This is a genomic window from Henriciella sp. (assembly GCF_029936995.1).
Lineage (GTDB): Bacteria > Pseudomonadota > Alphaproteobacteria > Caulobacterales > Hyphomonadaceae > Henriciella.
The window spans coordinates 403,864-428,893 of sequence record NZ_JAPYRE010000002.1; the positions used below are offsets into that span (position 1 = coordinate 403,864).

General features: G+C 60.0%; 24 protein-coding genes. 12 read left to right on the top strand and 12 right to left on the bottom strand.

Annotated elements, in window-relative coordinates; genetic code table 11:
- Nucleotides 1-61 precede the first annotated feature (61 nt).
- A complete protein-coding gene (locus Q1K31_RS06275) occupies nucleotides 62-1,363 on the top strand; it encodes a TAXI family TRAP transporter solute-binding subunit (protein WP_300377877.1) in 1,302 nt (433 codons plus the stop codon).
- Here Q1K31_RS06275 and rlmN read toward each other — a convergent pair.
- Complete coding sequence (rlmN, locus tag Q1K31_RS06280; RefSeq protein WP_300377879.1) at nucleotides 1,360-2,523, bottom strand: 23S rRNA (adenine(2503)-C(2))-methyltransferase RlmN; 1,164 nt, start codon at nucleotides 2,521-2,523, stop codon at nucleotides 1,360-1,362. The two genes, Q1K31_RS06275 and rlmN, sit on opposite strands and share 4 nt — an antisense overlap.
- Nucleotides 2,524-2,629: 106 nt before the next feature.
- Here rlmN and Q1K31_RS06285 point away from each other — a divergent pair, with 106 nt between their 5' ends.
- The gene (locus Q1K31_RS06285; protein WP_300377881.1) at nucleotides 2,630-4,444 is read left to right on the top strand and encodes an NAD(P)/FAD-dependent oxidoreductase; all 1,815 of its coding nucleotides are present in this window, start codon (nucleotides 2,630-2,632) and stop codon (nucleotides 4,442-4,444) included.
- 11 nt (nucleotides 4,445-4,455) lie between these two features.
- Here the strand turns inward: Q1K31_RS06285 and Q1K31_RS06290 are convergent, their stop codons facing one another.
- Nucleotides 4,456-4,956, bottom strand: coding sequence for an invasion associated locus B family protein (locus tag Q1K31_RS06290; protein ID WP_300377883.1), 501 nt, complete (start codon nucleotides 4,954-4,956; stop codon nucleotides 4,456-4,458).
- Nucleotides 4,957-5,190: 234 nt separating this feature from the next.
- On the opposite strand from Q1K31_RS06290, the gene Q1K31_RS06295 reads away from it, so the two are divergent.
- Together Q1K31_RS06295 and Q1K31_RS06300 are read left to right on the top strand one after the other, a co-directional pair.
- Complete coding sequence (locus Q1K31_RS06295; RefSeq protein WP_300377885.1) at nucleotides 5,191-5,709, top strand: sigma-70 family RNA polymerase sigma factor; 519 nt, start codon at nucleotides 5,191-5,193, stop codon at nucleotides 5,707-5,709.
- A gap of 103 nt (nucleotides 5,710-5,812) precedes the next feature.
- Nucleotides 5,813-6,484, top strand: a complete 672-nt coding sequence (locus Q1K31_RS06300; RefSeq protein ID WP_300377888.1) for a ChrR family anti-sigma-E factor — start codon at nucleotides 5,813-5,815, stop codon at nucleotides 6,482-6,484.
- Between the two features lie 20 nt (nucleotides 6,485-6,504).
- On the opposite strand, the gene Q1K31_RS06305 is transcribed toward Q1K31_RS06300, so the two are convergent.
- A complete protein-coding gene (locus Q1K31_RS06305; RefSeq protein WP_300377892.1) occupies nucleotides 6,505-6,846 on the bottom strand; it encodes a DUF2794 domain-containing protein in 342 nt (113 codons plus the stop codon).
- 345 nt (nucleotides 6,847-7,191) lie between these two features.
- On the opposite strand from Q1K31_RS06305, the gene Q1K31_RS06310 reads away from it, so the two are divergent.
- From Q1K31_RS06310 to Q1K31_RS06325, 4 genes are read left to right on the top strand one after another with little or no spacing between them, the layout of a single operon-like run.
- Nucleotides 7,192-7,920 (top strand): ABC transporter ATP-binding protein, encoded by a 729-nt coding sequence (locus tag Q1K31_RS06310; RefSeq protein WP_300377894.1) that lies wholly within the window; start codon nucleotides 7,192-7,194, stop codon nucleotides 7,918-7,920.
- Nucleotides 7,917-8,681, top strand: coding sequence for an ABC transporter permease subunit (locus Q1K31_RS06315; RefSeq protein WP_300377896.1), 765 nt, complete (start codon nucleotides 7,917-7,919; stop codon nucleotides 8,679-8,681). The genes Q1K31_RS06310 and Q1K31_RS06315 overlap by 4 nt, the downstream gene beginning before the upstream one ends.
- Nucleotides 8,678-10,564, top strand: a complete 1,887-nt coding sequence (locus Q1K31_RS06320; RefSeq protein WP_300377898.1) for a GldG family protein — start codon at nucleotides 8,678-8,680, stop codon at nucleotides 10,562-10,564. Before Q1K31_RS06315 ends, Q1K31_RS06320 begins: the two co-directional genes overlap by 4 nt.
- Entirely contained in the window at nucleotides 10,561-11,619 is a 1,059-nt protein-coding gene (locus tag Q1K31_RS06325) for a DUF4340 domain-containing protein (protein ID WP_300377900.1), read from the top strand. Before Q1K31_RS06320 ends, Q1K31_RS06325 begins: the two co-directional genes overlap by 4 nt.
- Here the strand turns inward: Q1K31_RS06325 and Q1K31_RS06330 are convergent, their stop codons facing one another.
- From Q1K31_RS06330 to cysS, 8 genes are all read right to left on the bottom strand, one after another.
- Nucleotides 11,620-12,450 (bottom strand): glycosyltransferase family 2 protein, encoded by an 831-nt coding sequence (locus Q1K31_RS06330; protein WP_300377903.1) that lies wholly within the window; start codon nucleotides 12,448-12,450, stop codon nucleotides 11,620-11,622. It lies immediately after the preceding gene.
- Nucleotides 12,447-13,718 carry an O-antigen ligase gene (locus tag Q1K31_RS06335; RefSeq protein WP_300377906.1) on the bottom strand — a complete coding sequence of 424 codons (1,272 nt, stop codon included), beginning with the start codon at nucleotides 13,716-13,718 and terminating at the stop codon, nucleotides 12,447-12,449. Before Q1K31_RS06335 ends, Q1K31_RS06330 begins: the two co-directional genes overlap by 4 nt.
- A 15-nt stretch (nucleotides 13,719-13,733) precedes the next feature.
- The gene (thrS, locus tag Q1K31_RS06340) at nucleotides 13,734-15,671 is read right to left on the bottom strand and encodes a threonine--tRNA ligase (RefSeq protein ID WP_300377908.1); all 1,938 of its coding nucleotides are present in this window, start codon (nucleotides 15,669-15,671) and stop codon (nucleotides 13,734-13,736) included.
- A gap of 14 nt (nucleotides 15,672-15,685) precedes the next feature.
- On the bottom strand, nucleotides 15,686-16,012 hold the full coding sequence (yidD, locus tag Q1K31_RS06345) for a membrane protein insertion efficiency factor YidD (protein WP_300377911.1): 327 nt from the start codon (nucleotides 16,010-16,012) through the stop codon (nucleotides 15,686-15,688).
- 122 nt (nucleotides 16,013-16,134) lie between these two features.
- A complete protein-coding gene (locus Q1K31_RS06350; protein ID WP_300377912.1) occupies nucleotides 16,135-16,584 on the bottom strand; it encodes an iron-sulfur cluster assembly scaffold protein in 450 nt (149 codons plus the stop codon).
- Nucleotides 16,585-16,638: 54 nt separating this feature from the next.
- On the bottom strand, nucleotides 16,639-17,259 hold the full coding sequence (locus tag Q1K31_RS06355; protein ID WP_300377914.1) for an exopolysaccharide biosynthesis protein: 621 nt from the start codon (nucleotides 17,257-17,259) through the stop codon (nucleotides 16,639-16,641).
- Entirely contained in the window at nucleotides 17,237-17,788 is a 552-nt protein-coding gene (locus tag Q1K31_RS06360) for a histidine phosphatase family protein (protein ID WP_300377916.1), read from the bottom strand. Before Q1K31_RS06360 ends, Q1K31_RS06355 begins: the two co-directional genes overlap by 23 nt.
- Before the next feature lie 14 nt (nucleotides 17,789-17,802).
- The gene (gene cysS, locus Q1K31_RS06365) at nucleotides 17,803-19,188 is read right to left on the bottom strand and encodes a cysteine--tRNA ligase (protein ID WP_300377918.1); all 1,386 of its coding nucleotides are present in this window, start codon (nucleotides 19,186-19,188) and stop codon (nucleotides 17,803-17,805) included.
- A gap of 359 nt (nucleotides 19,189-19,547) precedes the next feature.
- On the opposite strand from cysS, the gene folE reads away from it, so the two are divergent.
- The 3 genes from folE (at nucleotide 19,548) to Q1K31_RS06380 (ending at nucleotide 21,557) form a co-directional block, all read left to right on the top strand.
- The gene (gene folE, locus Q1K31_RS06370) at nucleotides 19,548-20,162 is read left to right on the top strand and encodes a GTP cyclohydrolase I FolE (RefSeq protein ID WP_367187537.1); all 615 of its coding nucleotides are present in this window, start codon (nucleotides 19,548-19,550) and stop codon (nucleotides 20,160-20,162) included.
- Nucleotides 20,163-20,283: 121 nt separating this feature from the next.
- Nucleotides 20,284-21,057, top strand: a complete 774-nt coding sequence (locus Q1K31_RS06375; protein WP_300377922.1) for a ThuA domain-containing protein — start codon at nucleotides 20,284-20,286, stop codon at nucleotides 21,055-21,057.
- A gap of 74 nt (nucleotides 21,058-21,131) precedes the next feature.
- A complete protein-coding gene (locus Q1K31_RS06380; protein ID WP_300377924.1) occupies nucleotides 21,132-21,557 on the top strand; it encodes a hypothetical protein in 426 nt (141 codons plus the stop codon).
- Here Q1K31_RS06380 and hrpB read toward each other — a convergent pair.
- Nucleotides 21,541-23,991 carry an ATP-dependent helicase HrpB gene (hrpB, locus tag Q1K31_RS06385; RefSeq protein WP_300377926.1) on the bottom strand — a complete coding sequence of 817 codons (2,451 nt, stop codon included), beginning with the start codon at nucleotides 23,989-23,991 and terminating at the stop codon, nucleotides 21,541-21,543. The two genes, Q1K31_RS06380 and hrpB, sit on opposite strands and share 17 nt — an antisense overlap.
- Nucleotides 23,992-24,124: 133 nt before the next feature.
- On the opposite strand from hrpB, the gene Q1K31_RS06390 reads away from it, so the two are divergent.
- Nucleotides 24,125-24,856 carry a glycosyltransferase family 2 protein gene (locus Q1K31_RS06390; RefSeq protein WP_300377927.1) on the top strand — a complete coding sequence of 244 codons (732 nt, stop codon included), beginning with the start codon at nucleotides 24,125-24,127 and terminating at the stop codon, nucleotides 24,854-24,856.
- Nucleotides 24,857-25,030 lie beyond the last annotated feature (174 nt).

Below are 25,030 nucleotides of genomic sequence, written 5' to 3' on the forward strand. Positions count from 1 at the left end.
ACGCCGGCCCGGCCTGCAGGCTACAGATACGGGTGAGGCGGGTGCCAGTATGGACAAGAGAATGAAAGATGCCCTGAAGGTCTATGGTCCGCTGACCCTGCTTGCGATCGCCAGTATATGGCTCGCCCTGTCCTTGGTCGATCCGGCCCCACCCTCGAAGATCACGTTTGCATCAGGTGGAACTGGGGGTGCCTATTATTCCCTCGCGGAGCAGTACCGGGATGCATTGGCCGATCATGGTGTCGACGTCGAAATCCTGGAGACGCGCGGTTCTATCGAGAACCTCGATCTTCTTATGTCCGGCGAAGCCGGGGTGGGTTTCGTACAGGGCGGGCTAGCCGGACCGGAGCATAAGGATGAGCTTCGTTCGCTGGCGGGCATGTTTCACGAACCCTTCTGGGTCTTTGTCAGGGACGATGTGGCGGCGGCGGAATTTGGCGAGCTGAGCAGCGTCCGGCTGGCCATCGGTCCGGAAGGTTCCGGTACACGTGCGCTTGCACGTGACCTGCAGGAGGCATGGGGCGGTAACTGGCCGGACGAGGCGCAGGCGCCTGAGAGCGGTGCAGCTGCGGCTGAGGCTTTGCAAGCCGGCGACATAGATGCCGCGGCCTTTTCCGCCTCGATAAACGCGCCCTATATCCGCACGCTCCTGGAAGATGGAAGCATAAAGCTCCTGCCATTTGTGCGTGCACCGGCGCTGTCGCGCCGTCAGGCTGCGCTGGATGAAGTGACCCTCTATCGTGGCGTGGTCAGCCTTGAAGAGGATGTTCCACCAGGGGATGTCCCGCTCATTGCCTCGGTCGCGCAACTGGCTGTGAGCAAGGACCTTCACCCGGCGATCCAGTCCCTGCTTTTGGAGGCCTCTGAAAACATTCATTCCGGTAATTCGGCTTTTGCGCGGGCGGGTTCGTTTCCGGACAGGTCCCTGACCGATATGCCGCTTTCCGGAGAAGCGGAGCGTTACTGGAAGAAAGGGCCGTCCTTCCTGCGTAACTATTTCACCTTCCAGGTGGCCAACTTCCTCGAGCGGGCCTGGGTTTTCCTGATCCCGCTGATTACGTTGTTGATCCCGCTTATTCGCGTGGCCCCGCCGATCTATCGCTGGAGGGTGCGGCGCAAGATCTATGTCTGGTATTCCGATCTGCGCGAACTCGAGGTGCGCGGCCGTGATGCGAAAACAGACGAGGCGCGTGACCAGATCCTTGATGAACTCTCGGAGCTTCAGCAGGAAGTGCTCGAACTGGACGTGCCGCTTTCCTACACAGAGGAAGTGTATCACCTGCGCAGTCACATCGCTTTTGTGCGCAGGCTTGTTCAGGACCTGTATGTCATGAACACTCGGGCAGCTTCAGCGGAAACCTAGGCCTGCGCTTCATTCGCCAGCGCTTCGCGGCGCTTTTCGGCAGCTGACTTCTTGACGCTTTCGGAACGCAGCTGACCGCAGGCGGCAAAGATGTCGCGTCCACGCGGCGTGCGGATCGGCGAGGCATAGCCGGCCCGGTTCACAATCTCCGCAAACGTCTCGATCGTTTCCCAGTCGGAACATTCATACGGGCTGCCCGGCCACGGGTTGAACGGGATAAGGTTGATCTTGGCAGGCACACCCTTGAGCAGCTTGACGAGGTCGCGGGCCTCAGCCGGCGAGTCATTCACGCCTTTCAGCATGACATACTCGAATGTCACACGTTTGGAGTTGCCGAGGTCGGGATAGGCGCGGATCGCTTCGAACAGCGTCTTGAGGTCGTACTTCCGGTTGATCGGCACGATCTCGTTGCGCAAATCGTCATGTGTGGCGTGCAGCGAGATGGCGAGCATCGCGCCGGTGCGCTCACCCAGTTCCGGGATTTTCGGGGCGACGCCTGCCGTCGAGACGGTGATCCGGCGGCGGCTGAGTGAAATGCCGTCGCCATCTGAAATGGTGTCGATGGCTTCGGCGACATTGTCGAGATTGTAGAGCGGTTCACCCATGCCCATGAAGACGATGTTGGTAAGCTTGCGGTCTTCAGACGAAGAGGGCCAGCCCTCCAGTTCATCGCGGGCGATGAGCACCTGGTTGACGATTTCCTGAGCGGTCAGGTTGCGCACCAGTTTCTGGGTTCCGGTATGACAGAATGTGCAGTTCAGCGTGCAGCCGACCTGGCTGGACACACAGAGCGCCCCGGCGCGCCCGACATCCGGGATGAAGACACTTTCGCCCTCCACACCGGGCTGGAATTTCGTTAGCCATTTCTGCGTGCCGTCGACAGAGACCTTGTGTTCGGTGATCTCGGGCCGGTCGAGTGTGAATTTCTCCGCAAGTTCAGTGCGCAAATCCTTGGCGATGTCTGTCATCGCGGCGAAGTCCTGTACACCGGCATGATGGATCCAGCGGCGCAGCTGTTTTGCGCGCATCCCTGCCTTCTTCGGGTCGAGGCCGAGGGCTTCCATCTCCGCTTTCAGCGTAGGCAGGGACAGCCCGGCGAGGCGCTTCGGCGTGGAATCGCTTGCATTGACGCGGCGTGAGAGGTCCAGATCATATTTCATCGTGGGCGCACATATCACGTCTTGGCGTAAAAGCTAAGAATCCAGGACAGGCGCACTGCGGTCTCGATGACAAGAGCGCCGGCAACTGGCGCCGAGGGAGGAAAACATGGCGGATGACATGACGGCCGGACTGGGATTCGACCCTGACAGGCTGCGTGAAAAGTATCGTGCGGAACGTGATAAGCGGCTGCGTACCGAAGGCAATGAGCAGTATGTCGAGGTAAAGGGCGAGTTCTTGGACTATGTCGAGGACCCCTATGTCGATGAGGCTATCGACCGCGCACCTTTGACAGATGAGGTCGATGTCATCGTCGTGGGCGGTGGTTTCGGAGGTCTCCTGGCTGGGGCCCGCACGCGCGAGGCCGGGCTGAAGAACATCCGCATGATCGAGAAGGGCGGGGATTTCGGTGGCACCTGGTACTGGAACCGCTATCCCGGCGCGGCGTGTGACATCGAGAGCTATATCTACCTGCCGCTCCTGGAAGAGACCGGCTATATGCCGGTCGAGAAGTATTCGAAGGCCGCCGAAATTCTCGAGCACAGCCAGCGTATCGCCCGTCACTACAACCTTTATGACGACGCGCTCTTCCAGACCGAGATCACCGCCATGCACTGGGAGGAGGACGCACAGCGCTGGCGGGTGGAGACAAATCAGGGCGATGCCATGAAGGCACGCTTCGTCATCATGTCCAATGGCCCGCTACACCGCCCGAAACTGCCGGGCATTCCCGGTATCCAGGATTTCAGGGGCCACACCTTTCACACCAGCCGCTGGGACTATGACTATACGGGTGGCGGGCCTGCCGGCGGGCTCGACAGGCTCGGCGACAAGCGCGTCGGCATCATCGGGACCGGGGCGACATCGGTTCAGTCTGTGCCGCATCTGGGCGAAGGTGCGAAAGAGCTCTTCGTCTTCCAGCGCACCCCATCCTCTATCGATGTGCGGGCCAATACGCCAACCGATCCGGCGTGGGCCAGAAGCCTGGAGCCGGGCTGGCAGCAGAAGCGGATGGACAATTTCAACATTCTTGTCTCGGGCGGCTACCAGGCCGAAGACCTCGTCAATGACGGCTGGACAGACATTATCCGCAACCTGCTCTTCATTGCGAAAGATCAGAATGGCGAGGAGATGACGCCGCAGAAGCTAGAGGAGATCGGCGAGCTGGCAGACTTCAAGAAGATGGAGTCGATCCGGGCGCGTGCTGACGATGTCATCGCGGACAAGGCAACCGCCGATGCGCTGAAGCCGTGGTACCGCCAGTTCTGCAAACGGCCCTGCTTCCATGATGACTACCTACAGACGTTCAATCGCCCCAATGTCAGCCTCATCGACACAGACGGTCAGGGCGTCGATCGGATCACGGAGAAGGGTGTCGTTGCCAATGGTGTCGAATACGAGCTCGATTGCCTGATCTATGCGACCGGTTTCGAGGTTGGCACGAGCTATACCCGCCGGTCCGGCTATGAGCTTTACGGGCGTAATGGATCACTGTCGGAGGCATGGCAGGACGGCGTGCGCAGCCTGCATGGCCTGATGGTCCGCGATTTTCCGAATGTATTTGTGATGGGGGGCGCGCAGGCGGCGTTCACCGCGAACTATCCCCACCAGCTGGGCGAGCAGGCGGTGCATATTGCCCACATCCTCTCGCGTGCATTCGAAGAAGATCTGGTCAGTCTTGAGCCAACTCAGGAGGCTCAGGATGCCTGGGTCGAAACCATCGTCGACAAGGCCATGATGCGGGAGAAGTTCCTCGCCGAATGTACGCCAGGTTATTACAACAATGAGGGGCAGATCGCTGCGCGGGCCCGCCAGAACTCATTCTATGGCGGTGGCTCGATGGAGTATTTTGCCCTTCTCAAGTCCTGGCGCGACAAGGGAGGTTTTTCTGGCCTTGAGGTCAAGAAGGCTGTTCCGGCTTGAGTAGCAGGGCGTCAGCGGCATATCGACGAGGCCTTGTCGATCGCGTCGGCAGAGCCTGACAGCGAGAAATGATAGGAGACCTGCGTGTCACGTGCCGAGACGGCCTCGACACGCAGTTCATGCCCGCTGCGAAGGGCAGAGACCAACTGCTGGTCATCCTGGTCTTGGGCAAATGCCTCATGACCTACGCCATACATCGTCCAGCCAGACCGGCCGATAGAGGCGCGCGCTGGCAGGTCCGACCGGAGGTCATAGCCCACCTTCAGGCTGGGCTGGCTTTTCGCCTTGCCGGATTTCCAGTTTGAAACGAAGAACCAGACATCCCCGTGGCTTGCAGCTTTCGGTGCCTTGTCTGTCGCTTCGGTCGCCGCATAGCAGAGCGTTTCACCGTTCAGTGTTTCGGTGAACACGGTCCAGTCATCATAGCGACCGACGGCGGTCGGTGCGGCTTCTGCGGTCATTGTGGCTGCTGCAACAAGAGCTGCGGAAATCGTTATGGTCTGTCGGATCATTTGCATATTTCAGGTCAAAGAATGTTGAGAAGGCCTTAGTGCCTGTAAACTGCCGGAAGGTTAAGGCCGAATTTTGGCATACACAAAGCCGTGATCGGAACCTCCGGCAGCAAAGAAAGTTGCATTAAAGGATGATAATGCAATTTACACTTATGGCCCCAGAACGTGACAGTTTCCGTGACATTGACCAGTATTGATAATGCCGGAAATGAACGGGCAGCCCACTCGGCGTACATGAGAAAGGTCGCCGGTGAACAATGCCGTGCATCCTTCGGGAAGCTTTTCGAGTTCTATGCACCGCGTCTCAAGAGCTATCTGAAACGAATGGGAGCAGAGGATGCCCGCGCCGAGGAAATCGTTCAGGACGTGATGCTGACGGTATGGCGCAAGGCTGATCAGTTTGACGAGGCCCGTGCATCGGTCTCGACCTGGATTTTCCGTATTGCGCGTAATCGCCAGATCGATCTGTTCCGTCAGGCGGTACGGCCAGAGCTGTCAGCCGAGGAGCCAATGTTGCAGCCGGTGGCCGAAACACCTCCAGATGAGAGTCTCAGCCGAACCCAGATTGATGCCAATGTACGAGAGCAACTCGATACATTGCCTGCCGAACAGCTCGACCTTCTCAGGGCCGCATTCTACGAGGGCTTGTCTCATTCGGAAATCGCCAGAACCCGCGATTTACCGCTTGGCACAGTGAAGTCCCGTATCCGGCTGGCGTTTGATCGTCTGCGAACCCGGATAAAGCTGGATTGACGATGGTGCTGCAAATCAAAGCGCGTACCAGCCTTGACGCCTGCAAGAATGCAGCAATATCGGCATTAGGAACGATTTTTACGTCAAACAAGAGCATCTGAAGTTGTTACAGGCCGAGCCATCATATTTCTCCGAACTCTACAGCGCTTATGCCGCGGGCCGATTGAGCCCGGCATATGCTCTGATGGTCGAGACACAGGCGGCCATGCGCGATGATGTGCGCCGTGACATTGATGTTGCGGAGGCCATTGCAGGGGTCATGTTTGAACAGGAAGACATTGATCCCATGACCCCAACAGCTTTCGAGGCTGCCCTGCGGGCAATTGATGAGCATGAAGAAACCGAAGAGCGTTCGGTGGAGGCCGCCGAAGCGGCTGGTTCAGCTCTGGATGAGTTGCTGGGCCTGCCTGAGCCCTTGCGTGAGAGAGCGCTTGAAGCATGCGGAGATCAGGGCTGGCAGAGAATGACGGCCGGGGTAAGCCGGATCGATCTGAACGGACAGGGCAGAACGCATGCTCACCTCTACAGGATACAGCCCGGGGCGTCCGTGCCCACGCATAGTCATAGGGGTGATGAGCTGACACTTGTTTTGCGTGGGGGCTTTTCAGACGAGTTTGGCACTTACGGTCCCGGACAGATTTGCCGGCAGACGCCTGATTACACCCACAAGCCCGTCGCAGATGATGACGGTGTCTGCATCTGCCTCGCGGTGAGCGAGGGTGGCATGAAGTTCAAGGGTGTGCTGGGCCTGCTCCAGAGGCTGACCGGGAAATAGTCGCACAAAGTGCGCGCGTGTCAGGTGTTGCTGACCACTTCAAAACGGCGTGTCTCGAACACTTTCAGGACTTGGGCGAGGTCATGGCCCCGTTTCAGGATCTGGTCCTGGCTGCCGTAGACGACATAGCTTCCCTGCTGATTACGCAGGGAAGGCACTTTCTCGATTCGCCAGGTGGGGGCTTCAGCCGTACGCCTGAAAATTGCGAAAACAGCATGATCCCTGAACATGCCAATGGCGTAGTCCTTGGCCTGGCCGGACATAACCATCCTGCCGTAAATATTGAGAATCCTGCTCATTTCACTCTTGTGAAAGGCAACTTTTGGGGGCTCGGCCGGTTGCAGTCTTGTCACGCTTCCCATGGCTGGAAATCACGCTCCTTCATATTTTGCTTCCTGTCGCATTTTTAATGCCAGGGACAGGTTTTTGCCTCATTCTCGCCTTGCGAGCGCCGTCGATAGAGGCCACTTTGCAATTGTCGGGTGATGGTGTCCAGCAGGCATCCCGGACCCATCAGCCCCCCCAGCCCCCCGGGGCGCTTGTATAACCTTCACCCGACACCCCTTTAAATTTCGATGTCATTACGTGCCGTCCGGATGAAATTGATGTCATCCAGCGGTGTATGCGTGATTTGTGCGCAATCCCCCTCTGGCCAGTCCGGAGGGAGGGGGTTAGTCATCTGATTCCTGCTAACTCCGGGGCCGGGCATGCTCGAACTGAAGCAACTCACAAAGTCTTTTGACGGGCACATGGCTGTCGAGAAGGCGGCATTCAGCCTCAACAAAGGAGAGGTGCTCGGCTTCCTTGGGCCCAATGGCGCCGGCAAGTCGACGACGATGCGTATGGTCGCCGGAGTGATGGAGCCGGATCATGGAGATGTGCTGATTTCCGGCCATTCGATCATCACGGAGCGCCGCGAAGCCCAGCGGCGTCTCGGCTACCTGCCGGAAGGGGCGCCTCTCTATGCCGATATGACGCCGGTCGAGTTTCTCAAATTCATGGCGCGGGCGTACCGGATGCCTCGCAAGCCAGCCAGGCAGGCCATTGATCGCGTGATCGCAGATGCCCGGATTGGCAATGTCGCCTCCCGGCGTATTGCGACCCTTTCAAAGGGATATCGCCGCCGTGTCGGCCTGGCCGGGGCATTGCTCAACGACCCGGACGTACTGGTGCTGGATGAGCCGACCGACGGGCTAGATCCGATCCAGAAGCGTGCTGTGCGGGCGCTGATTGCACGCATGGCCCCTGAGAAAGCCATCCTGATTTCGACTCACACGCTGGAAGAGGTTCCGGCCATGTGTAACAGGGCCATTATCATCGACCGGGGGCGTGTCGTGGCAGATGGGACCCCCGAGAGTCTGGCAGCCCAGTCGCCGGGTGGCCTTGAAGAAACGTTCATCACAGTGGCCGGTGCAGCAGAGGCAGATGTCGCATGAAGCAATGGGCCAGGGACACGCTGACCGGTATCCGCGCGAGCTATGGCCGTGAGTTGCGCGCCTATTTTGCGACGCCGCTCGCCTATGTCTTTATAGCCACCTTTCTTATGCTCATCGGCTTCTTCACCTGGGAGGCATCCAGCTTCTTCGATACCGGTACAGCCGATCTCCAGCCTTTCTTCTACTGGCACCCCTGGCTCTACATGATTTTTCTGCCAGCGCTGTCGATGCGGCTCTGGTCGGATGAAACCGCGGCAGGGACTTCCGAGTTACTCCTCTCCCTGCCTGTCAGTGTGACCGGGTTGGCCGCAGGAAAGCTGCTGGCCGCGTGGACGGTTTCTGCGCTTGCCCTGCTGCTGACATGTCCGATGTGGCTGACGGTCAACTATCTCGGCACGCCTGACAATGCCGCAATCCTGTTGTCATACCTGATGAGCTTCATCATGGCCGGGGCCTATCTTTCCATAGGCGCGGCGATGTCTTCGCTGGTGACAAGCCAGGTGCTGGCTTATGTCATAGGGGTTGTCGCCGCCTTTCTGTTTACCGCGGCAGGCTGGCCCATGGTCCTTGGAGCGGTCTCCAGCGCCCTCGGGACGGGCATTGGTGAACTGGTCGCGCAATTTTCCTTTCTGACGCACTTTGAAACCGCTGAACGTGGTGTACTCGAAGTCGGGTCACTGGTCTTTTTTCTGGGTGTCATTGCCCTCTGGCTCGCCTTGAATGTGCTCTGGGTCAATCAGCGCAGGAGTACGGCGCGATGAGCCTGCGTGTCTTCACTCTGACGGCAAGCGTGCTTGTCGCGGCGATATTCGTCGCCGCCAGCCTGATTGCTCAGCCTCTCCTGCGTACAGTACGCTTTGACTTCACCGAAAACAGTCTTTTCACCCTGTCTGAAGGGACCCGCACCGTTCTCGAAGACCTGGATGAACCGGTTGAGCTGACATTTGTTTATACCCGGCGGATCGGCCAGGAGTTTCCCGCCATTCGGGCCTATGCCACCCGTGTGCGGGAGCTGCTGGATGGCTACAAGGCTGTCGCGGGAGCAAACCTGCGGATCCGTGAAATTGATCCAGAGCCCTTTTCCGAAGCGGAAGACGAAGCGCTTGCGGCAGGCGTCACAGCCGTCAATTCAGACGGGGATGACCCGCTGTATTTTGGCCTGATCGGGACAAATACCGTCGATGACCAGCGTGTTATCCCGTTCCTTGCGCCCGAGCAGGAAGAAACGCTGGAATATGACCTGACCCGGATGATTGCCCGTCTCGACAGGCTTGAGCCCCCGACGGTGGGGGTCCTTTCAACGCTTGAAGGCATGAAAGGAGACGGGACCGAAGGCGGCTACACATTCCTGCAGGAGATGGCCAGGAACTTCGACCTGGCGCAGATCGAGGAAGATTTCTTCTCCCTGCCTGCGGACATGGATGTCCTGCTTATGGTGCATCCGCCGGAACTCAGCGACTGGCAGGCCTGGCTGGTGGATCAGTTCATCCTGCGCAACGGTCGTGCAGTGATCCTTGTCGATCCGGCGGCCAAGACTTCGCGCCGCGATGCGTCGGGTCTTGCAGAACGGCGGATACGTTCGGATCTTGGGCGGTTTTCCGACATATGGGGGATAAGTCTATCGGAAGAGGCGCTGGCCGATACTGAAAGCGCGCTGCCGATACAGTCATCCATGACGGGTGGACGTTCGAGCGTTATCCGCCACCCGCTGTATCTGTCCGCCACGCCTGCCCTGATGCCAGGCAACAGCATGATTACGGCGGACCTTTCCCGGAGTGTAAACTTCGGTGCGCCCGGCGCACTCATCCTTGAAGAAGGATCGCCCATCGACAAGCGTGTGCTTATCGAGACTGGCCCGGCACCTTCATGGATTCCGTCTGATCGTGCAGTGACCGACCTGACAGCACAGGATACGCTGGAACTTTATGAGCCCCTCGAGGGCGCGCGCCCTCTGGCGGCAAGGGTGCATGGCGCGCTCGTGACAGCTTTTCCGAATGGGGCGCCAGCGCCGGAAATGCCAGAGGACCCGGTCATGGCAGAGCTGGCGCGCGCGGCCGTGAACGAGGCTGCGCCCCACATCACGACGAGTGAACGGGATGCAGAAATCCTTGTCGTGTCGGATGCCGACATGGTGGATGACGGTCTTTACGTGAATCTCGAGTCCGCCACGGCTTTCGCAGATAACGGCGCTTTCCTGATGAATGCGCTGGATGTGCTTTCAGGTGACGCCAACCTCCTCAGCCTGCGGGCTCGTGCCTCCAGCCGTCGTCCCATGAGCCGCGTTGAAGACATGCGCGATGAAGCGCAGGCGCGCTATTTCGATGAGCAGGCCCGGCTGGAGGACAGACTTGTGGAATCCGAGTCCCGGCTGAAGGAGTTACAGCAGGCCGGGGCGTCAGACAGTTTCTTTCAGGGCGATGTCGAGGCCGATCTCAGTGAGGAGGAACGCGCAGAGCTTGCAAGACTGCGGACCGAAATCGTTGAGACACGCACGCGTCTGCGAACGATCGAACGGGACTTCCGCCATGAGATCGATTCTCTCGAGGCCTGGCTGAAATTCATCAACATATTTGGCGGGGCCATCGTGATTGGCCTGATCGGCTGTCTTGTCTGGTGGCGCCGCCGCCGGAAAGGTGCGGCATGAGCAGGAGGCTCGATATAAGCCGGCGGCGAACGGTTGAATGGCTCTCCATCACGGCAGTCTTGGTGTGGGTCGTGCTGTTGTTGATGAGCCTGTTTGCGAGCGGCACCGGTACTGACAGTCCGAGGACCGGCAGTCCTGTCCTGAAGAACTTCTCGGCAGTGCGAAGTGATACCAGCCGCATAAGTTTCACCATGGCGGATGAGAGCTACACCCTCCAGCGCCGGGATGGAGAGTGGGTGATGGAGGAGACGGGTGGCTATCCGGTGCGCGAAGACAGGGTTGCCACTCTGGCTGAAGGGCTGGAAACCCTGACATGGGGGGAGCGCCGCACATCGGACGAGAACCGTTTGGCATACCTTGGCCTTGGAGACCCGAGGGAGGACGGCAACGGCGTGCTGATCGAGATTTATGCCACGAATGGTGCGAAAACGGCGGACGTCATCACGGGGCGGCGCAATGAGACGCTCTACGCACGAGAGCCGGGTGGGAGCACAGCTTTCAGGGTGAATGGCGAGTTACCCCCCCTATATACCCGTGAGGCCTGGCTCGACCTCGATATTGTGGACATCGACGCATCCGCCATATCGGCAGTGCGAATGACAGATTCCACCGGGCAGTCGCTCTACCTTGCGCGCGCGCCGGGAAGCGGCCCGCGAAGTTTCTCCCCCGCGCCGCCCTATCAGAATGACCAGCTTCGCAACCGCCTCGCAGCATCCACTCCTGCCCTGGCAGTCTCGCGCCTGTCACCGATTGACGTCAAACCGGCAAGCGAGCTGACAACTCAGGCGCTGGCCCGGCATATCACGCAGACCCATGACGGCCTTGAAATCGACCTGCGTGCATGGCGGGAACCTGATGGCTACTGGGTTACGCTAAGAGCAATCGAGGCCGGTGAGGGGGCCCGACGTGCCCAGACGATCAATGAGCGTGCCGCCGGCTGGGCCTTCAAGCTTACAGAGTATGACTGGCGCGAGTTTACGCCCAGTATCTCATCTATCGTCCGGCGCAATAATAGCGGCGCGGAAATCCCCGGCCAGTCCAACTTCCAACCCTGATCAGTTACGGGCGCGGGCCATCAGGACCAGTTTCAGGAACGGGCCGAGCATGTACTTGACGAGATAGCGGCTGAGCGCATTCCCGGAAAACTTCTGGAAATAGTATGACAGGCTGTCGGCCTTGTGGGCCGCGACAATGCGCGACGATACGTTTGATGTCGCTCCGTAATGCAGGGCGCCAGCCTGCGGACAGTAAAGGATATGACCGCCTGCTTCCCAGGCGCGCCTGCAAAGGTCCACATCCTCGACATGCAGGAAATAGGCTTCGTCGAAACCTGCCAGCTGCCTGAAGCTTGCCGTGTCGGTAAGCATCAGTGCCCCCGATACGGCGTCCATGCTGACAGGGCCTTCAGGCGCAGGCGTGTTCTCAAGCGTCCATGTATTCCATCCGCAGAATGTCGTCAGCGCCCTTGCCAGGGTCAGTGTGCGCCGGCGTGTGCCGCGGCATTCTTTTCCGGCGCTGTCATATATCCGCCCGCCAGCGATACGTGGCTGCTGAAGCGGCGTCAGGGCCGTGACCAGTTCTGGCACCGCCCCGGCGTCTATCACTGCGTCTGGGTTGATAAGGAGCAGGTGACCCTCCTGTGCCTGCGCCGCCCCGAGATTGACTCCGGCGCCGAACCCCAGATTCTTTCCGGGTTCGAGAAGCTCCACCATGTCATTCCTGCTGGCGAAGTCGCGCAGCCATGTCTGCGTCTCTGGCGGGTTACCATTATCGACCACCACGATTTTCGAGATGTCAGGAGAGGCAGCAAGCGCGGCCAGGCATTCCTGCAAGACGGGGCCTGTGTGATAACTGACCGTGATCGCGGTAACTGCAGTGTGCGTCATTGCCGTCGTGTGACTTTGGCAAACAGGATCAGGGCCGCAGCGACCAGGGCGACATTTGCCCAGAACGCTTCATTCCAGAGGCTGTAGGACAGGCTGAAAAGCGAGAAGGTGGTGCCGATCAGCCCGCCAGTGGCTATGGCAGCCGGAGCGCCGAGGCTGGCCGGTGGCGGCAGTGCGAAGGCGAGCAGGACCAGCACGATACTCGCCATGACGACGCCAACCAGCCCGGCTTCTGCCCAGAGTTGCAGCCCCATATTGTGCGGATGGCCGGGCAGGATGCGGTACTGTTGCCACGGGATGTCTTTCAGGTCGGTGCTCTTCTCCATGAGCTTCAGGAGTTCAGGCTCGTCGGCGAATGTTTCACGCCATTCCTTGGAAGCTTCTATGCCGTGACCGGTGATCGGGCGTTCTGCGACTTTCTGCGTTGCCAATGACCAGGCGAAGACGCGTGATTTCGAGGACGATGATAATGGCAGCTCAGACTTTACGACGACCGGCGCAGCAGCGCTCAGGACCACAGGTGCGGTGATTATGCAGACAGCAACGCCGCCGAGCAGGATTCTGAAACCGTAACGCTGGAAAATTGCAGCCAGTGTCATCCCGATGCCAAGGGCAACCAGCCCGAACAGGGCAACGTCCGACCCGACGAGATAGAATGTCAGGCCGGCCAGCAGGAACGCGATCAATACGGCCACATACCGGTAGGCAGGCCGTAGCAGCCACAGTGCCCCCATCAGGAGCGGTAATGCGAGAAACAGAGAATTCGCGCTGCGCAGGATGTTCTGCGGGGCCTCTTTGACCGGGTCACTCGTCGGCGCATAGAGGGCGAGAGCCGTTTCGGGAAACAGGCCGATTGCCAGCATCGTCAGGGCATGAAGGCAGAGAATGGCCAGTATGAAGGGCAGGGTGATCTGTGTGGAGGGCCGTATCCTGAGCGTGGCGGCGATGACGAGGCTTCCGGCTAGCGCGGTGAGAATGATCCTCAGACCTGCCGCGCCGATGCTGAAATTGCCTTCCCCCAGATCACCGGAGATGATCGCTTCGTTCTCGGCTGACCATATGGTCGAGATTGCAGACCAGATGGTCAGGAGAAGGACAGTGACCACAAGCGTGTTGAGCGACTTGTAGCGAACAAAAAACAACGCAGGAATGGCAGTCAGCGCGAGAAGGGTGGAGAAGCCCTGTCCGCCGAACAGGGCAATCGGCATCCACAGCACAAACGCCGCGGTCAGCACGGCGGCATAGCTGAAACCGCGGCGTTCTTTCATGCTCTCGTCCGTATTCTACCGACGTGCCCGTGCCATGTCAGGCGGCGTCGCTTCATCCGATAGTTTTCCGGCCGCTTCTTCAAGACCGAGGACTTCCTGCCCCTTCGACCCAAAACGTCTCAGGGCGACAGTTGTTTCCTCCGCTTCGCGCTGCCCCACAACAGCGATCACAGGCACCTTCTGGAGCGAATGTTCGCGGACCTTGTAATTGATCTTTTCGTTGCGCGTGTCAATCTCAGCGCGAAGACCGGCGGCCCGCAGGCGTTCGACGGCTTTCTTGGCGTATTCATCTGCCTCTGATGTGATTGTTGCGACGACGACCTGGGTGGGCGCGAGCCACATCGGGAATGCGCCTGAATAGTTTTCGATAAGGATGCCCAGAAAACGCTCGAAAGAGCCGAGGATGGCCCTGTGCAGCATGACCGGGCGGTGTTTCTCGCCGTCTTCGCCAACATAGCTGGCATCAAGGCGCTCAGGCAGATTGAAGTCGGCCTGGATCGTGCCTGTCTGCCACTCGCGGCCGATGGCATCACGCAGGATGAAGTCGAGCTTCGGGCCGTAAAAGGCGCCGTCGCCGGGATTGTGTATGACCTCGAGTCCTGTCGCATCGGCTGCCGTGCGCAGGGCGTTTTCGGCGCGATCCCAGACTTCGTCCGAGCCGACGCGGACTTCCGGTCGGTCGGAGAATTTCACGACGACATCATCGAAGCCGAGATCGGAATAGACCGTACGCAACATATCGCAGAATGCTTTCACTTCATCTGTGATCTGGTCCTCACGGCAGAAGATATGCGCATCATCCTGTGTAAAGGCGCGCACCCGCATCAGGCCATGCAGGGCGCCGTGTGGTTCGTAGCGGTGGCACGAACCGAACTCGGCCAGCCGCAATGGCAGGTCGCGATAGGACTTCTGCCCATGGTTGAAGACCTGCACATGGCATGGGCAGTTCATCGGTTTTACGGCGAGCACCTTCTCTTCCTCGTCGATTGAAGAGATGAACATGTTCTCGCGATATTTGTCCCAGTGGCCGGAACGCTCCCAGAATGTGCGGTCCATGAGCTCGGGCGTACGGATTTCCCGGTAGCCATTCTCGATCTGCTGACGACGCATATAATCCTGGAGCACCCGGTAGAGCGTCCAGCCCTTGTGGTGCCAGAAGACCTGGCCCTGTGCCTCATCCTGCAGGTGGAAGAGTTCAAGCTCCCGGCCGAGTTTGCGGTGATCGCGCTTTTCCGCCTCTTCAATGCGCAGAAGGTGGGCCTTGAGGTCCTTTTCATTTGCCCAGGCCGTCCCGTACATGCGTTGTAGCATCTCGTTGCGATGGTCGCCGCGCCAATAGGCGCCCGCCAGCTTCATCAGCTTGAACGCCTTGGGCAGTTTCCCCGTCGACGGCAGGTGCGGGCCACGGCAGAGGTCGAACCAGTCGCCCTGCTTGTAGACCGTGATCGGATCGCCCGGCGGAATGATGTCGTCGATGATCTGCGCCTTGTAGTCCTCGCCAATCTTCTTGAACGTTTCGATCGCCTCATCCTTGGACCAGACTTCGCGGATGATGGGATAGTCCTTGTCGACAATCTCTTCCATCTTCTTCTCAATCCGTTCGAAGTCCTCCGTCGAGAAAGGCACTTCGCGGGCGAAGTCGTAATAAAAGCCATCATCGATGACAGGGCCGATCGTGACCTGCGTATCGGGATAGAGTTCCTGAACCGCCTGGGCGAGAACGTGGGCGGCGTCATGGCGGATAAGTTCCAGGCCATCCTGGTCCTTCGCCGTGACAATCGCGACGTCCGCGTCGTGCTCCAGCGGACGGTTCAGGTCATACATTTCGCCATTCACCTTCGCCGCGAGTGCGGCCTTGGCGAGGCTGTTGGATATGGATTTGGCGACATCGGCGGGGCTTGCCCCGTCTTCATATTGCCGCTTGGAGCCATCTGGCAGTGTTACGTTGATCATGGTGTCTTGCTTTTTCAGATCTCGTCAGGCCGGGCCTCGGGAAACGGTCTTTCCGTTCTGGCCCAGTCTCCGGCTCTCCATGGAGCCCAGAAGGGTGAAGATTTCGCTTTCTCGGGAACCGGGTCGAAACCGCGCGAGCCGCCGGGACGGCAACGTGACAGGCGGGCCAGCGTCATCCAGCCGCCCGTCCACAGTCCGTGGCGTGATACGCATTCCGCACAATACTCGCTGCAGGAAGGTACATGGCGGCACTGTGCCCCGAAGACCTGCAAGGCCGGAGACAGCGTCAGCTTGTACGTTTTCAGGGCCGCATGCGCGGCCTGCCTGCGGATCGCGGACATGGGGTATTGATCCGGTTTAGTTGTTATCTTGAAAGCGGTTCTAGACGCGTGGGGGACAGCCCTCAACCCGCTAAGGCTGTTTCAAATAAGTAAGGGGCTGTCGTCTGGCCACGGCGGTGCGCTCAGGCCGCCGCAGCCCGCTTAGTTCGTGCCGTCTCGATGGCTTCGCAGGCCGCATCGAAAGCCAGCATCGTCGAGGTGTGGCGTGGCGGGTAATCGGCAACGCCTGCCAGATGCCGCAGTTCGCCAAAACGGCCGGGCGGTGGTTCGCCGCCTTCCTTCAGCATGGCGCGCAGGGCATCCCTCGCGGCCAGCACGTCGGCGACGGGAGCACCAATAATGTTTTCCGCGAGTATAGACGTTGCCGCCTGACCGAGGGCGCAGGCCTTTGGTTCCACGGCGATCGCGTCGACCGTTTCGCCGTCCTCGCTCAGGCGAATATCAACGCGCACGACCGACCCGCATATACGCGAAACCTTCTCAACGGAGGCATCTGCTTCCGGCAAGGCTCCCGTATTCGGGATATTGGCGGCCAGTTCCAGCACGCGATTATGATAAAGCTCTGCGCTCATGCAGCCTAGATTGCCCCTAAAGGCGTCAAGATCAAGTCAATCCGGTGCGCGGAACTAACCGCCAAAGAAGCTCATGATCCGTGGCAGCATCTTCATGAGCAGCAGTCCGGCCCCGAAAAGGGCGGCCCCGGCGATCAGCAGGACGGCGCCATCGCGCGCGGTGATAGCCAGCCCAAAGAGCAGAACGGTCAGGCCGGGCAGGAGCGGGCCGAACGGGATGAGGCCGAGCGGGATGGTGATCAAGGCGGCCGCGACGCAGGCAAGCGCGACAATGTTGATAAAGGGAATACGCGTCAGGAAGACCAGCCGCGGTTGCAGTATCTGGTCAACGACATAGGCGTGCGGCTCAAGGTGCTTGATCCCGCTGAGCAGGTATTTTCGTGGAAAGCTGACTGCCAGTGCGCGGCGGGGCAGCCAGGGATACTTTAGGCCGACAACAATCTGCATGGCGAAGATGAACGTCACCAGCGCGACCAGCCAGTTGGCGCCCGGTACAAGAGAGAGTGGGCTGACAGCGATGAAGCCCAGCAGCAGGAGTACAGGCCCATGAGAGCGGCGCCCGACGGCGTTCAACAGGTCGGCCACGGAGACGGACTCGCCTTCGGTCCTGTCCCCCAGCGAGGTCAGCAGTGAGCGGAGGTTATTGACCTCGCTAGTCGGTGCCGGCTGGCTCATAAGGCGCTCCAAACCGTTCAATCATGGTATCTATATCGCCACTGCCGACGCCGTTCAGGATATAGAGCCTGTCATATTCGCCAGCCTCGTTGATCGGGCTTCCGGCGTCACCGCCAAGCTGCGCGGAGAGTTCCGGCGTTGTGTTGGAATGGCCGACGACGAGGGCCGTCTCGCCCCTTTCCTCCAGTGTGCCTGCCAGGCTCTCAAGATCGGAGGGGTCGTAGGTTTCAATGTCTATTGCCAGGTTCCGGGCCAGCGGCGCGGCTGTCTGGCGTGTGCGCTGATAATCGCTCGACCAGATTGTCTCGATGCCCGCCTCATCAAGCCTGTCGGCCAAAAGCCTGGCGCGCTCGATGCCTGCTTCGCTCAGCGCCGGGTCGTCACCGCCAGCGGCTTTCTCGGCATGACGCACGAGGTAAACGGTGATGCCGTCTTCTGCTGCCGCTGAATCTTGCTCCTTATCGGGCGAACATGCCATCGCAAGCCCCAGGATAGTGAAGATAAGCCAGAATGATCTGTTCAGGTTCATGAGGCTACCTACGTCTAGTTGCGCCGCCAGGTCGAGCCTTGCGGCCCGTCCATGATCTCGATGCCTTCTTTTGCCAACTCATCGCGTATGCGGTCTGCCTCGGCGAAATTCTTTGCCTGCCGGGCATCGACACGGGCCTGTACGAGGGCGTCGATGCGCGCAATCTCATCATCGCTGCCACCATGCGCCCATTCTTCGGGAGACTGTCTCAACAGGCCGAGCATTTGACCTGCCGCCAACAGATCGGCACGGGCCTGCGCCATACGTGCGGTGTCGTCAGCATCGGCGGCCTGATGGGCTTCAGAGGCCAGGCGGGAAAGCTCTGCAAGCGCGATGGGCGTGTTCAGGTCGTCGCTGAGCGCTTTGACAACAGCCGTATCGTTAGCCGTGCCGCCATCGGCTTCCCATACGCGTTGCAACGCACCATAGATGCGCCCGAGCGTCGTCTTTGCCTGTTCCAGCAGGTCACGCGTCCAGTCGAGCGGCGCGCGGTAATGGCCTGACAGGAGTGCCATGCGCAGCACTTCGCCCGGCCATTGCTCCAGCAGGTCGTGGACCAGCTTCACATTGCCGAGCGATTTCGACATCTTCTCGCCCTCCATGTCGAGAAAGCCATTGTGGAGCCAGAACCGCGCCATGGGGGCCCCATGCGCACATTCCGACTGGGCAATCTCGTTCTCATGGTGAGGGAATTGGAGGTCGATGCCGCCAGCATGAATGTCGATAGTCGTGCCAAGGTGGCTGGCGATCATTGCCGAGCATTCAATGTGCCAGCCCGGACGGCCGCGGCCCCACGGGCTGTCCCAGATCGCGGCTTCCGGCTCGCCTTCCTTGGCGAATTTCCAGAGCGCGAAATCGGCCGGATTGCGCTTTTCATCAGACACGGCCACACGGGCGCCGGCCTCATTGTCCTCGATGTTGCGGCCCGACAGTTTGCCATAGTCATCCATTTTCGCGACGTCGAAGAAGACGCCTGACGGCGCGGTATAGGCATACCCCTTGTCGACGAGTGTCTGTGTGATCTCCACCATGCGGTCTATATTTTTCGTTGCCCATGGTTCGATCGTCGGCGGCAGGACGTTCAGCCCTGCAAGATCGGCATTGTAGATGTCAGCATATTTATTCGTGATCTCGGGGATCGGCGTGCCTTCCTCCAGCGCGCGGGCGATGATCTTGTCTTCGACATCGGTGATATTGCGCGCATAGACGACAGCGTCCTCGCCATAGGTACGGCGCAGGAGACGAAACAGGACGTCAAAAACCACCGCAGGGCGGGCATTGCCGATATGCGCGTAGTTGTAAACCGTCGGTCCGCAGACATAGAGCGTCACCCTGGACGGGTCCTGCGGCACAAAGTCCTGCTTTTCACGGCCAAGCGTGTTGTGAAGTCTGATGGTCATGGGCGTCTTTTAGGCTTGGAAAGTGAAAATAATGGAATCGATTGATTACCGAAAAAGTTCGGGTCTTTCAGCAATGGCGGCAACATCTTGTGCATGTGAAAAACGGCATTCCAGTTATCCTTTCGGCGGGGCAGCTTATGGCACGTCATGCCGGTGGGGCCAAGCCATGCGCTTTTAGCTTTTCTCCACGGCAACGCAGACGGTTTCTGGAAAAGCAGGCCCGTTTGCCCTATGTATCGCTTACGCCCTGAGGGTTTGAACTTCGGGCGGGCGTTAAGTCCGGTATTGGGGTGTGAGGGCGCACCCACAGAACATCCGGCTCGACCTCCGTCCCTCAGAAACAGGATTTCGCCATGGCGATGGATGCCATCACGACAGACAAAGAGCTCGCAAAGGGTGAACCCCTTAAGAAGCCAACCCAGGAAGAAGCCGAAGCGGCGGTCCGCACGCTATTGGCCTGGGCCGGAGACGACCCGCGCCGCGAGGGCCTGGTCGACACGCCGAAGCGCGTCGTCAATGCCTACAAGGAATGGTTCCAGGGCTATGACGAAGATCCGGTCAAGTATCTCTCCCGCACTTTTGACGATGTGCAGGGCTATGACGACATGGTCATGCTGCGCGAGATCGCGGTCGAGAGCCATTGTGAACACCACATGGCGCCGTTTCTCGGCACGGCCTATGTCGCCTACATGCCAACGCAGGCGGTTGTAGGCATCTCGAAACTTGCCCGCGTGGTCGAGATCTATGCCAAGCGTCTGCAGACGCAGGAAACGATGACCTCGCAAATCTGCGATGCGATCACCGAAAGCCTCGCGCCAGCCGGCACGGCGGTGCTGATCGATGCGGTTCACCAGTGCATGACGACACGCGGCGTCCACCATCCGAACGTTTCAACGATCACCACCCAGTTCACCGGCGTATTCAAGACCGACAAGGACATGCGCGACCGGTTCCTGCGTCTGGCGGGGCGGTAGAAAAGCTCTCCGATAGGGATTTTGAAGGCCGTTCCTTATGGGGGCGGCCTTTTTTACATTTGCGGGCAACGGCTCGGGCCGTATCATCGGGCTTCATGCGTGTATGGAGGAGGGCAGAGCGTTGCGGCAGATCTGTTTCCTGCTGATTACCATTCTGGCGGGTTCCGGTGCCGTCGCGGCTTGTCATGCATCCGGCCCGGCAGGGGCGTCGGGTGCCGAGGCGCCCGGCATACTTATCTTCTCCCACACAACGGGCTGGCGTCATGATTCGATAGAGACAGGCATTGCCGCGCTGACAGGGCTTGCCCGGGCTAACGGCTACACTGTGGTCGCCAGCGAGGATCCTGATGTTTTTACAGACGAGGCCCTCGATGCCTTCGATGCCGTCATCCTGCTCAATACGACCACTGGTCATGAAGGCGAGCAATGGTTCATCGGGCCGCGCGGCGAGGCGTTTCAGGACTTTGTTCGGGAGGGCAAGGGCGTCGTCGCCATTCATGGCGCGGCCGACAGCCATTATGACTGGCCCTGGTATGGTGAAATGATCGGGGGGTGGTTCGAGCGGCACCCGGAAGGCACACCAGAGGGCGAGCTGACAGTCATTGACCGCACACACCCTTCCACCATCGGGCTTGCGAAGGAGTTCATGCGTGTAGACGAATGGTACTGGATACAGGACTTTTCCGTGCCGGACGGCCTTCTGGTGACGCTTGATCCGACCTCTATCGGCGAAGCGGGCGGTGCAAGGCCCATCAGCTGGTGGCATGAATTCGAGGGCGGGCGGGTTTTTTACACCGCGATGGGCCATACGAAGGAAACCTATTCCGACCCGCTCTTCCTCGATCATGTCGAAGGCGGCCTCGAATGGGCGCTGGGGCTGTCCCGGCTTGAATAGGCTGAAAAGCGCTTGACGCCGGGCGGCTTTCGGATATTATCGTTTTTCGATAACAAGCAAGAAGGATACCTCCCATGCGCGCCGAACTCGTCCGTGTTTCGCTTCATCAGGTCGATATCAAGGTCGTGACCGAGGATGAGCAGATGCATGTCCTGCAATGGCGGCGTAACCTGCTCTGGGACGAGGTGCTGCTCGATGGAAAACGCCAGGCCCATTCCGGCGGCCTGTCGCGCGAAAAGGTCTATGGCCTCGTGTTCGGCAAAGACGCCGAGGGGCGCGGCGGCACAAAAGTGATGCTGCTGCTCGACCCGTCCACCAGCTATGGCAACTGGGGAAACCCGAACCAGCAGATTTCCGGAGTGCGGCTGGAAACGGCCGATGGCCCCGTCGTCGCTTTCGGCACGCTCGACCCGAAAAACCTCGAAAAGCCAGCGACGTTCTCCGACTGGATGAAGAAAACGATGGGCATGGAGTGGGGCGACACTAACCGCCCGAACTGAGCCGCTTCTTCGTCATCCCGCCATGCGGCTTTGCTGATGCCGGATCTTCGGGCCAGTCATGCTTTGGATAGCGCGCGCGCATATCCTTCGCCATGTCGCGGTAGCCCCCTTGCCAGAAGCCGGAAATGTCTTTCGTGACAGCGATGGGCCGCCCGGCTGGAGAAAGAAGCTGTAGTGTCACGGGCACACGTCCATCCGCAACAGCCGGTTGCCGCGATAGACCGAACACCTCCTGCGCCTTTGCCTCAATCAGCGGCGCATTGTCATCGAGATAATCGACCGGTGCCCTGCGCCCGCTTGGTAATTCCACAGTTTCCGGTGTCAGGCGGTCAATCTCCTGAGCTTGAGGCCATCCAAGCGACTGTTTCAGCGCATTCACCACCGCACTGTCACCCGGCATCTGGAACTTTCTGCTCCCCAGGAGCGGCGAAAGCCATGTTTCTGCCGTGCTGGCGAGTTCGGCTTCGCTCAGAAGGGGCCAATCACCCCCGTACGCATCGTACAGCAGGCCCAGGCGGGCAAGGAAGCGCCGCACTGGAACGCCAAGCCCGGCTGCGTCAAAGCCGTTCTCGCAAATGAAGCCGATAAAGGCCGCCTGTACAACTTCGCCGGAGGGCTGGGGCAGGGGTGTTTCCGAAAGGACGATGTGGCCAATCGCTTTGACGCGGCGCCCCTTGAAGCTCTTTGTGGCGGGATCGAAGTTCGCCCTGTCCTCAATTTCTGGCGGGTAGAGCGCCAGTACATCGGCTTCTTGGATGGGGGCGGCCAGCGTGATCCGGGCCCGTCCCGCTGCCCCGGCCATTTCGGCTATGACAAGCCAGGTGGATTTCGCGAGCGCATCATCGCCTGAAACGTCACCGGCGCGGCCATTGGCGAGCAGATAACTTCCTTCAGAGCCGTCCCGCCGCCGCGCAACTTGTCCGGGCCAGGCCTTGGCCAGCACTAAAGCCGGGTCGCCGGATGGTTTCGCTCCCTTTGCCCAGCGGTCCGCCTGGCGTTTCAGCGCTTTTGCGCGTCCGCTCCCGTCCCGCCGGAACCCTTCAAGCCTTTCCGGCAGGCTCGCCGAGCGCCCACCCATCCCGGCTTCACTTGCCAGCGCCGCGATCTCTGAAGCGAGGGCTCTTTCACCATCTGTATCTGCGCTTGCAACGAGGCTTGCATACTTCGGATCGAGCGGGAGGGCCGCCATCGCCTTGCCACGCGCTGTCAGCTTGCCCGTCCTGTCCAGTGCGCCATAGCCTTCCAGTGCTTCGCGGGCGGCTTCGATCCGGCCTTTTGGCGGGGCATCGAGCCAGGTCAGGCGGTAGGGATCATCTTCACCCCATTCGGCCAGCGCCAGCAGGAGGCCTGACAAGTCGGCGTTCAGGATGGCAGGCTGAGGGGCAGCTGGAAGCCCGCGCGTCTCCTCTTCGTCCCAGAGCCTGTAGCATATACCGGGACCGAGACGCCCGGCCCGGCCACGCCGCTGGTCGGCATTGGCTTTTGCCGCGCGGCGCGTGAGCAGCATCTGTGTGCCGCTGGCGGGGTCAAATTCAGGCACGCGGGCAAGCCCGGAATCCACGACCACATGAACACCCTCGATGGTCAGCGCACTCTCGGCGATGTCTGTCGCCAGCACGATCTTGCGCTTGCCGTTCGCAGCCGGGCGAACGGCTTCGTCCTGTTCCTTCGGGCTCAGCGCGCCAAAGAGAGGATGTACGCTGACATTATCTGGCAGGCCGGAGAGCCGCTCAGCGGTGCGCCGGATTTCGCCAGCGCCCGGCAGGAAGGCGAGGATGGAGCCTTCTGTTGCCCGCACCGCCTTGCCAATCGCTGCGGCCATCTGGTCTTCAATACGTTCACGCGTGCGGCCCAGATAGCGTGTCTCGACCGGATACTGGCGGCCCTCACTTTCAATAACGGGGGCATCCAGTCTGGCTGAAACCTTGTCGATCTCCAGCGTGGCCGACATGGCGAGCAGGTGCAGGTCTTCGCGAAAGACCGACTGTGCTTCCAGTGCGAGCGCGAGCCCCAGGTCGGCGTTCAGGCTTCGCTCATGGATTTCGTCGAAGATGACGGCTGCGACGCCATCAAGGCCGGGATCGGACAGGAGCCGGCGTGTGAACAGCCCGTCTGTAATGACTTCCACGACCGTTTCAGACGAGACCTTGCGCTCGATCCGGGTCGAAAGGCCGATGTGGCCTCCTGTCTTTTCGCCCATCGTCGCCGCCATGCGCTCGGCGGCCATGCGCGCGGCCAGCCGGCGTGGTTCCAGCATGACAATCCGGCCTGGCAGGGCCTCGAACCCGCCAATAAGTCCGGCCAGCGCCAGCGGCACGCGTGTCGTCTTGCCGGCCCCCGGCGGCGCGGCGAGGACAAGGCGTCTACGCGTACGAAGCGTCGCGCAGATGTCGGCAAGCAGGTGTTCGATCGGAAGGTCGGTTGTCGTAGCCATCGCCGGCCCGTCTAGCTTAAACAGGCAGGCTTGGCACGGGTTCTGGCAGTGGACGCGGTCATCCATGGTTTCGCTTTTCCCGCGAAACACTTAAACAGGGCGGCTAGTCCGACCCTGAAAGGCCCGAAAGCCCGTGTCAGAAACGCTTGAATTTTCCGTCGTCGTTCCCGTGCATAATGAAGCCGGAAATGTCGAGAACCTTGCCCGCGAGATCGCTGCCGCGCTTGATGGGCGGGCCTATGAAATGATTTTTGTCGATGACTCCTCGACCGATGACACCCGGTCTGTCCTGGCAGGGCTGAAGTCCAGATTTCCGGCCCTTCGTGTCCTCAGTCACCGCAAGAATGCAGGTCAGAGCCGGGCCATCCGTACTGGTGTGCGTGCTGCAAAGGGCCGTGTAATCGGTACACTGGACGGGGACGGGCAGAACGACCCGGCCGACCTGCCAGACCTTTATCGTGCGCTGACGCGTCAGAATGCGCCGGAAAAACTCGCCATGGTGATGGGCCGCCGCGCCAGCCGCAAGGACACGGCCTGGAAGCGTTTCGGCTCGACTTTCGCGAACTCGATCCGCAAGCGCATGCTGCGCGATGATTGCGATGATAGCGGCTGCGGCATCAAGGTGATACGACGTGAAGTCTATCTCGCGCTTCCCTATTTCGATCATATGCACCGTTACATGCCGGCCCTTATCAAGGCAGATGGCCACACGGTGGAGTTCATGGACGTGAACCATCGTGAACGCGGGGCCGGACGGTCGAAATATACCAATTTCGGCCGGCTCTGGGCCGCTCTGTCAGACCTTCGCGGCGTAACATGGTTGATCCGTAGGCGCCGCAATCCTGAGGGCGCAGACGAGGTCTGAGCCGCTTTCGTAAAGCCCGGCGCGGTATTCCGGATATCCTGTGCTAGAACATTGGTGCTTAACAGGCCGCCAAGGGAACGCTAGGCATGTCTCTAAGAGGGATTTTCGGTGCCGCTGCGATTGCCAGGGCTGAGAACCGCAGAACAAATGCGGCGGGTGACCGCCGTCCAGAAC

What these genes read in the sequence shown, in the direction of transcription:
- Q1K31_RS06275 (WP_300377877.1), top strand. Translation starts at nt 62, where the DNA reads ATGAAAGATGCCCTGAAGGTCTATGGTCCGCTGACCCTGCTTGCGATC.
- rlmN (WP_300377879.1), bottom strand. Translation starts at nt 2,523, where the DNA reads ATGAAATATGATCTGGACCTCTCACGCCGCGTCAATGCAAGCGATTCC.
- Q1K31_RS06285 (WP_300377881.1), top strand. Translation starts at nt 2,630, where the DNA reads ATGGCGGATGACATGACGGCCGGACTGGGATTCGACCCTGACAGGCTG.
- Q1K31_RS06290 (WP_300377883.1), bottom strand. Translation starts at nt 4,956, where the DNA reads ATGATCCGACAGACCATAACGATTTCCGCAGCTCTTGTTGCAGCAGCC.
- Q1K31_RS06295 (WP_300377885.1), top strand. Translation starts at nt 5,191, where the DNA reads ATGAGAAAGGTCGCCGGTGAACAATGCCGTGCATCCTTCGGGAAGCTT.
- Q1K31_RS06305 (WP_300377892.1), bottom strand. Translation starts at nt 6,846, where the DNA reads ATGGGAAGCGTGACAAGACTGCAACCGGCCGAGCCCCCAAAAGTTGCC.
- Q1K31_RS06310 (WP_300377894.1), top strand. Translation starts at nt 7,192, where the DNA reads ATGCTCGAACTGAAGCAACTCACAAAGTCTTTTGACGGGCACATGGCT.
- Q1K31_RS06315 (WP_300377896.1), top strand. Translation starts at nt 7,917, where the DNA reads ATGAAGCAATGGGCCAGGGACACGCTGACCGGTATCCGCGCGAGCTAT.
- Q1K31_RS06320 (WP_300377898.1), top strand. Translation starts at nt 8,678, where the DNA reads ATGAGCCTGCGTGTCTTCACTCTGACGGCAAGCGTGCTTGTCGCGGCG.
- Q1K31_RS06325 (WP_300377900.1), top strand. Translation starts at nt 10,561, where the DNA reads ATGAGCAGGAGGCTCGATATAAGCCGGCGGCGAACGGTTGAATGGCTC.
- Q1K31_RS06330 (WP_300377903.1), bottom strand. Translation starts at nt 12,450, where the DNA reads ATGACGCACACTGCAGTTACCGCGATCACGGTCAGTTATCACACAGGC.
- Q1K31_RS06335 (WP_300377906.1), bottom strand. Translation starts at nt 13,718, where the DNA reads ATGAAAGAACGCCGCGGTTTCAGCTATGCCGCCGTGCTGACCGCGGCG.
- thrS (WP_300377908.1), bottom strand. Translation starts at nt 15,671, where the DNA reads ATGATCAACGTAACACTGCCAGATGGCTCCAAGCGGCAATATGAAGAC.
- yidD (WP_300377911.1), bottom strand. Translation starts at nt 16,012, where the DNA reads ATGTCCGCGATCCGCAGGCAGGCCGCGCATGCGGCCCTGAAAACGTAC.
- Q1K31_RS06350 (WP_300377912.1), bottom strand. Translation starts at nt 16,584, where the DNA reads ATGAGCGCAGAGCTTTATCATAATCGCGTGCTGGAACTGGCCGCCAAT.
- Q1K31_RS06355 (WP_300377914.1), bottom strand. Translation starts at nt 17,259, where the DNA reads ATGAGCCAGCCGGCACCGACTAGCGAGGTCAATAACCTCCGCTCACTG.
- Q1K31_RS06360 (WP_300377916.1), bottom strand. Translation starts at nt 17,788, where the DNA reads ATGAACCTGAACAGATCATTCTGGCTTATCTTCACTATCCTGGGGCTT.
- cysS (WP_300377918.1), bottom strand. Translation starts at nt 19,188, where the DNA reads ATGACCATCAGACTTCACAACACGCTTGGCCGTGAAAAGCAGGACTTT.
- folE (WP_367187537.1), top strand. Translation starts at nt 19,548, where the DNA reads ATGGATGCCATCACGACAGACAAAGAGCTCGCAAAGGGTGAACCCCTT.
- Q1K31_RS06380 (WP_300377924.1), top strand. Translation starts at nt 21,132, where the DNA reads ATGCGCGCCGAACTCGTCCGTGTTTCGCTTCATCAGGTCGATATCAAG.
- hrpB (WP_300377926.1), bottom strand. Translation starts at nt 23,991, where the DNA reads ATGGCTACGACAACCGACCTTCCGATCGAACACCTGCTTGCCGACATC.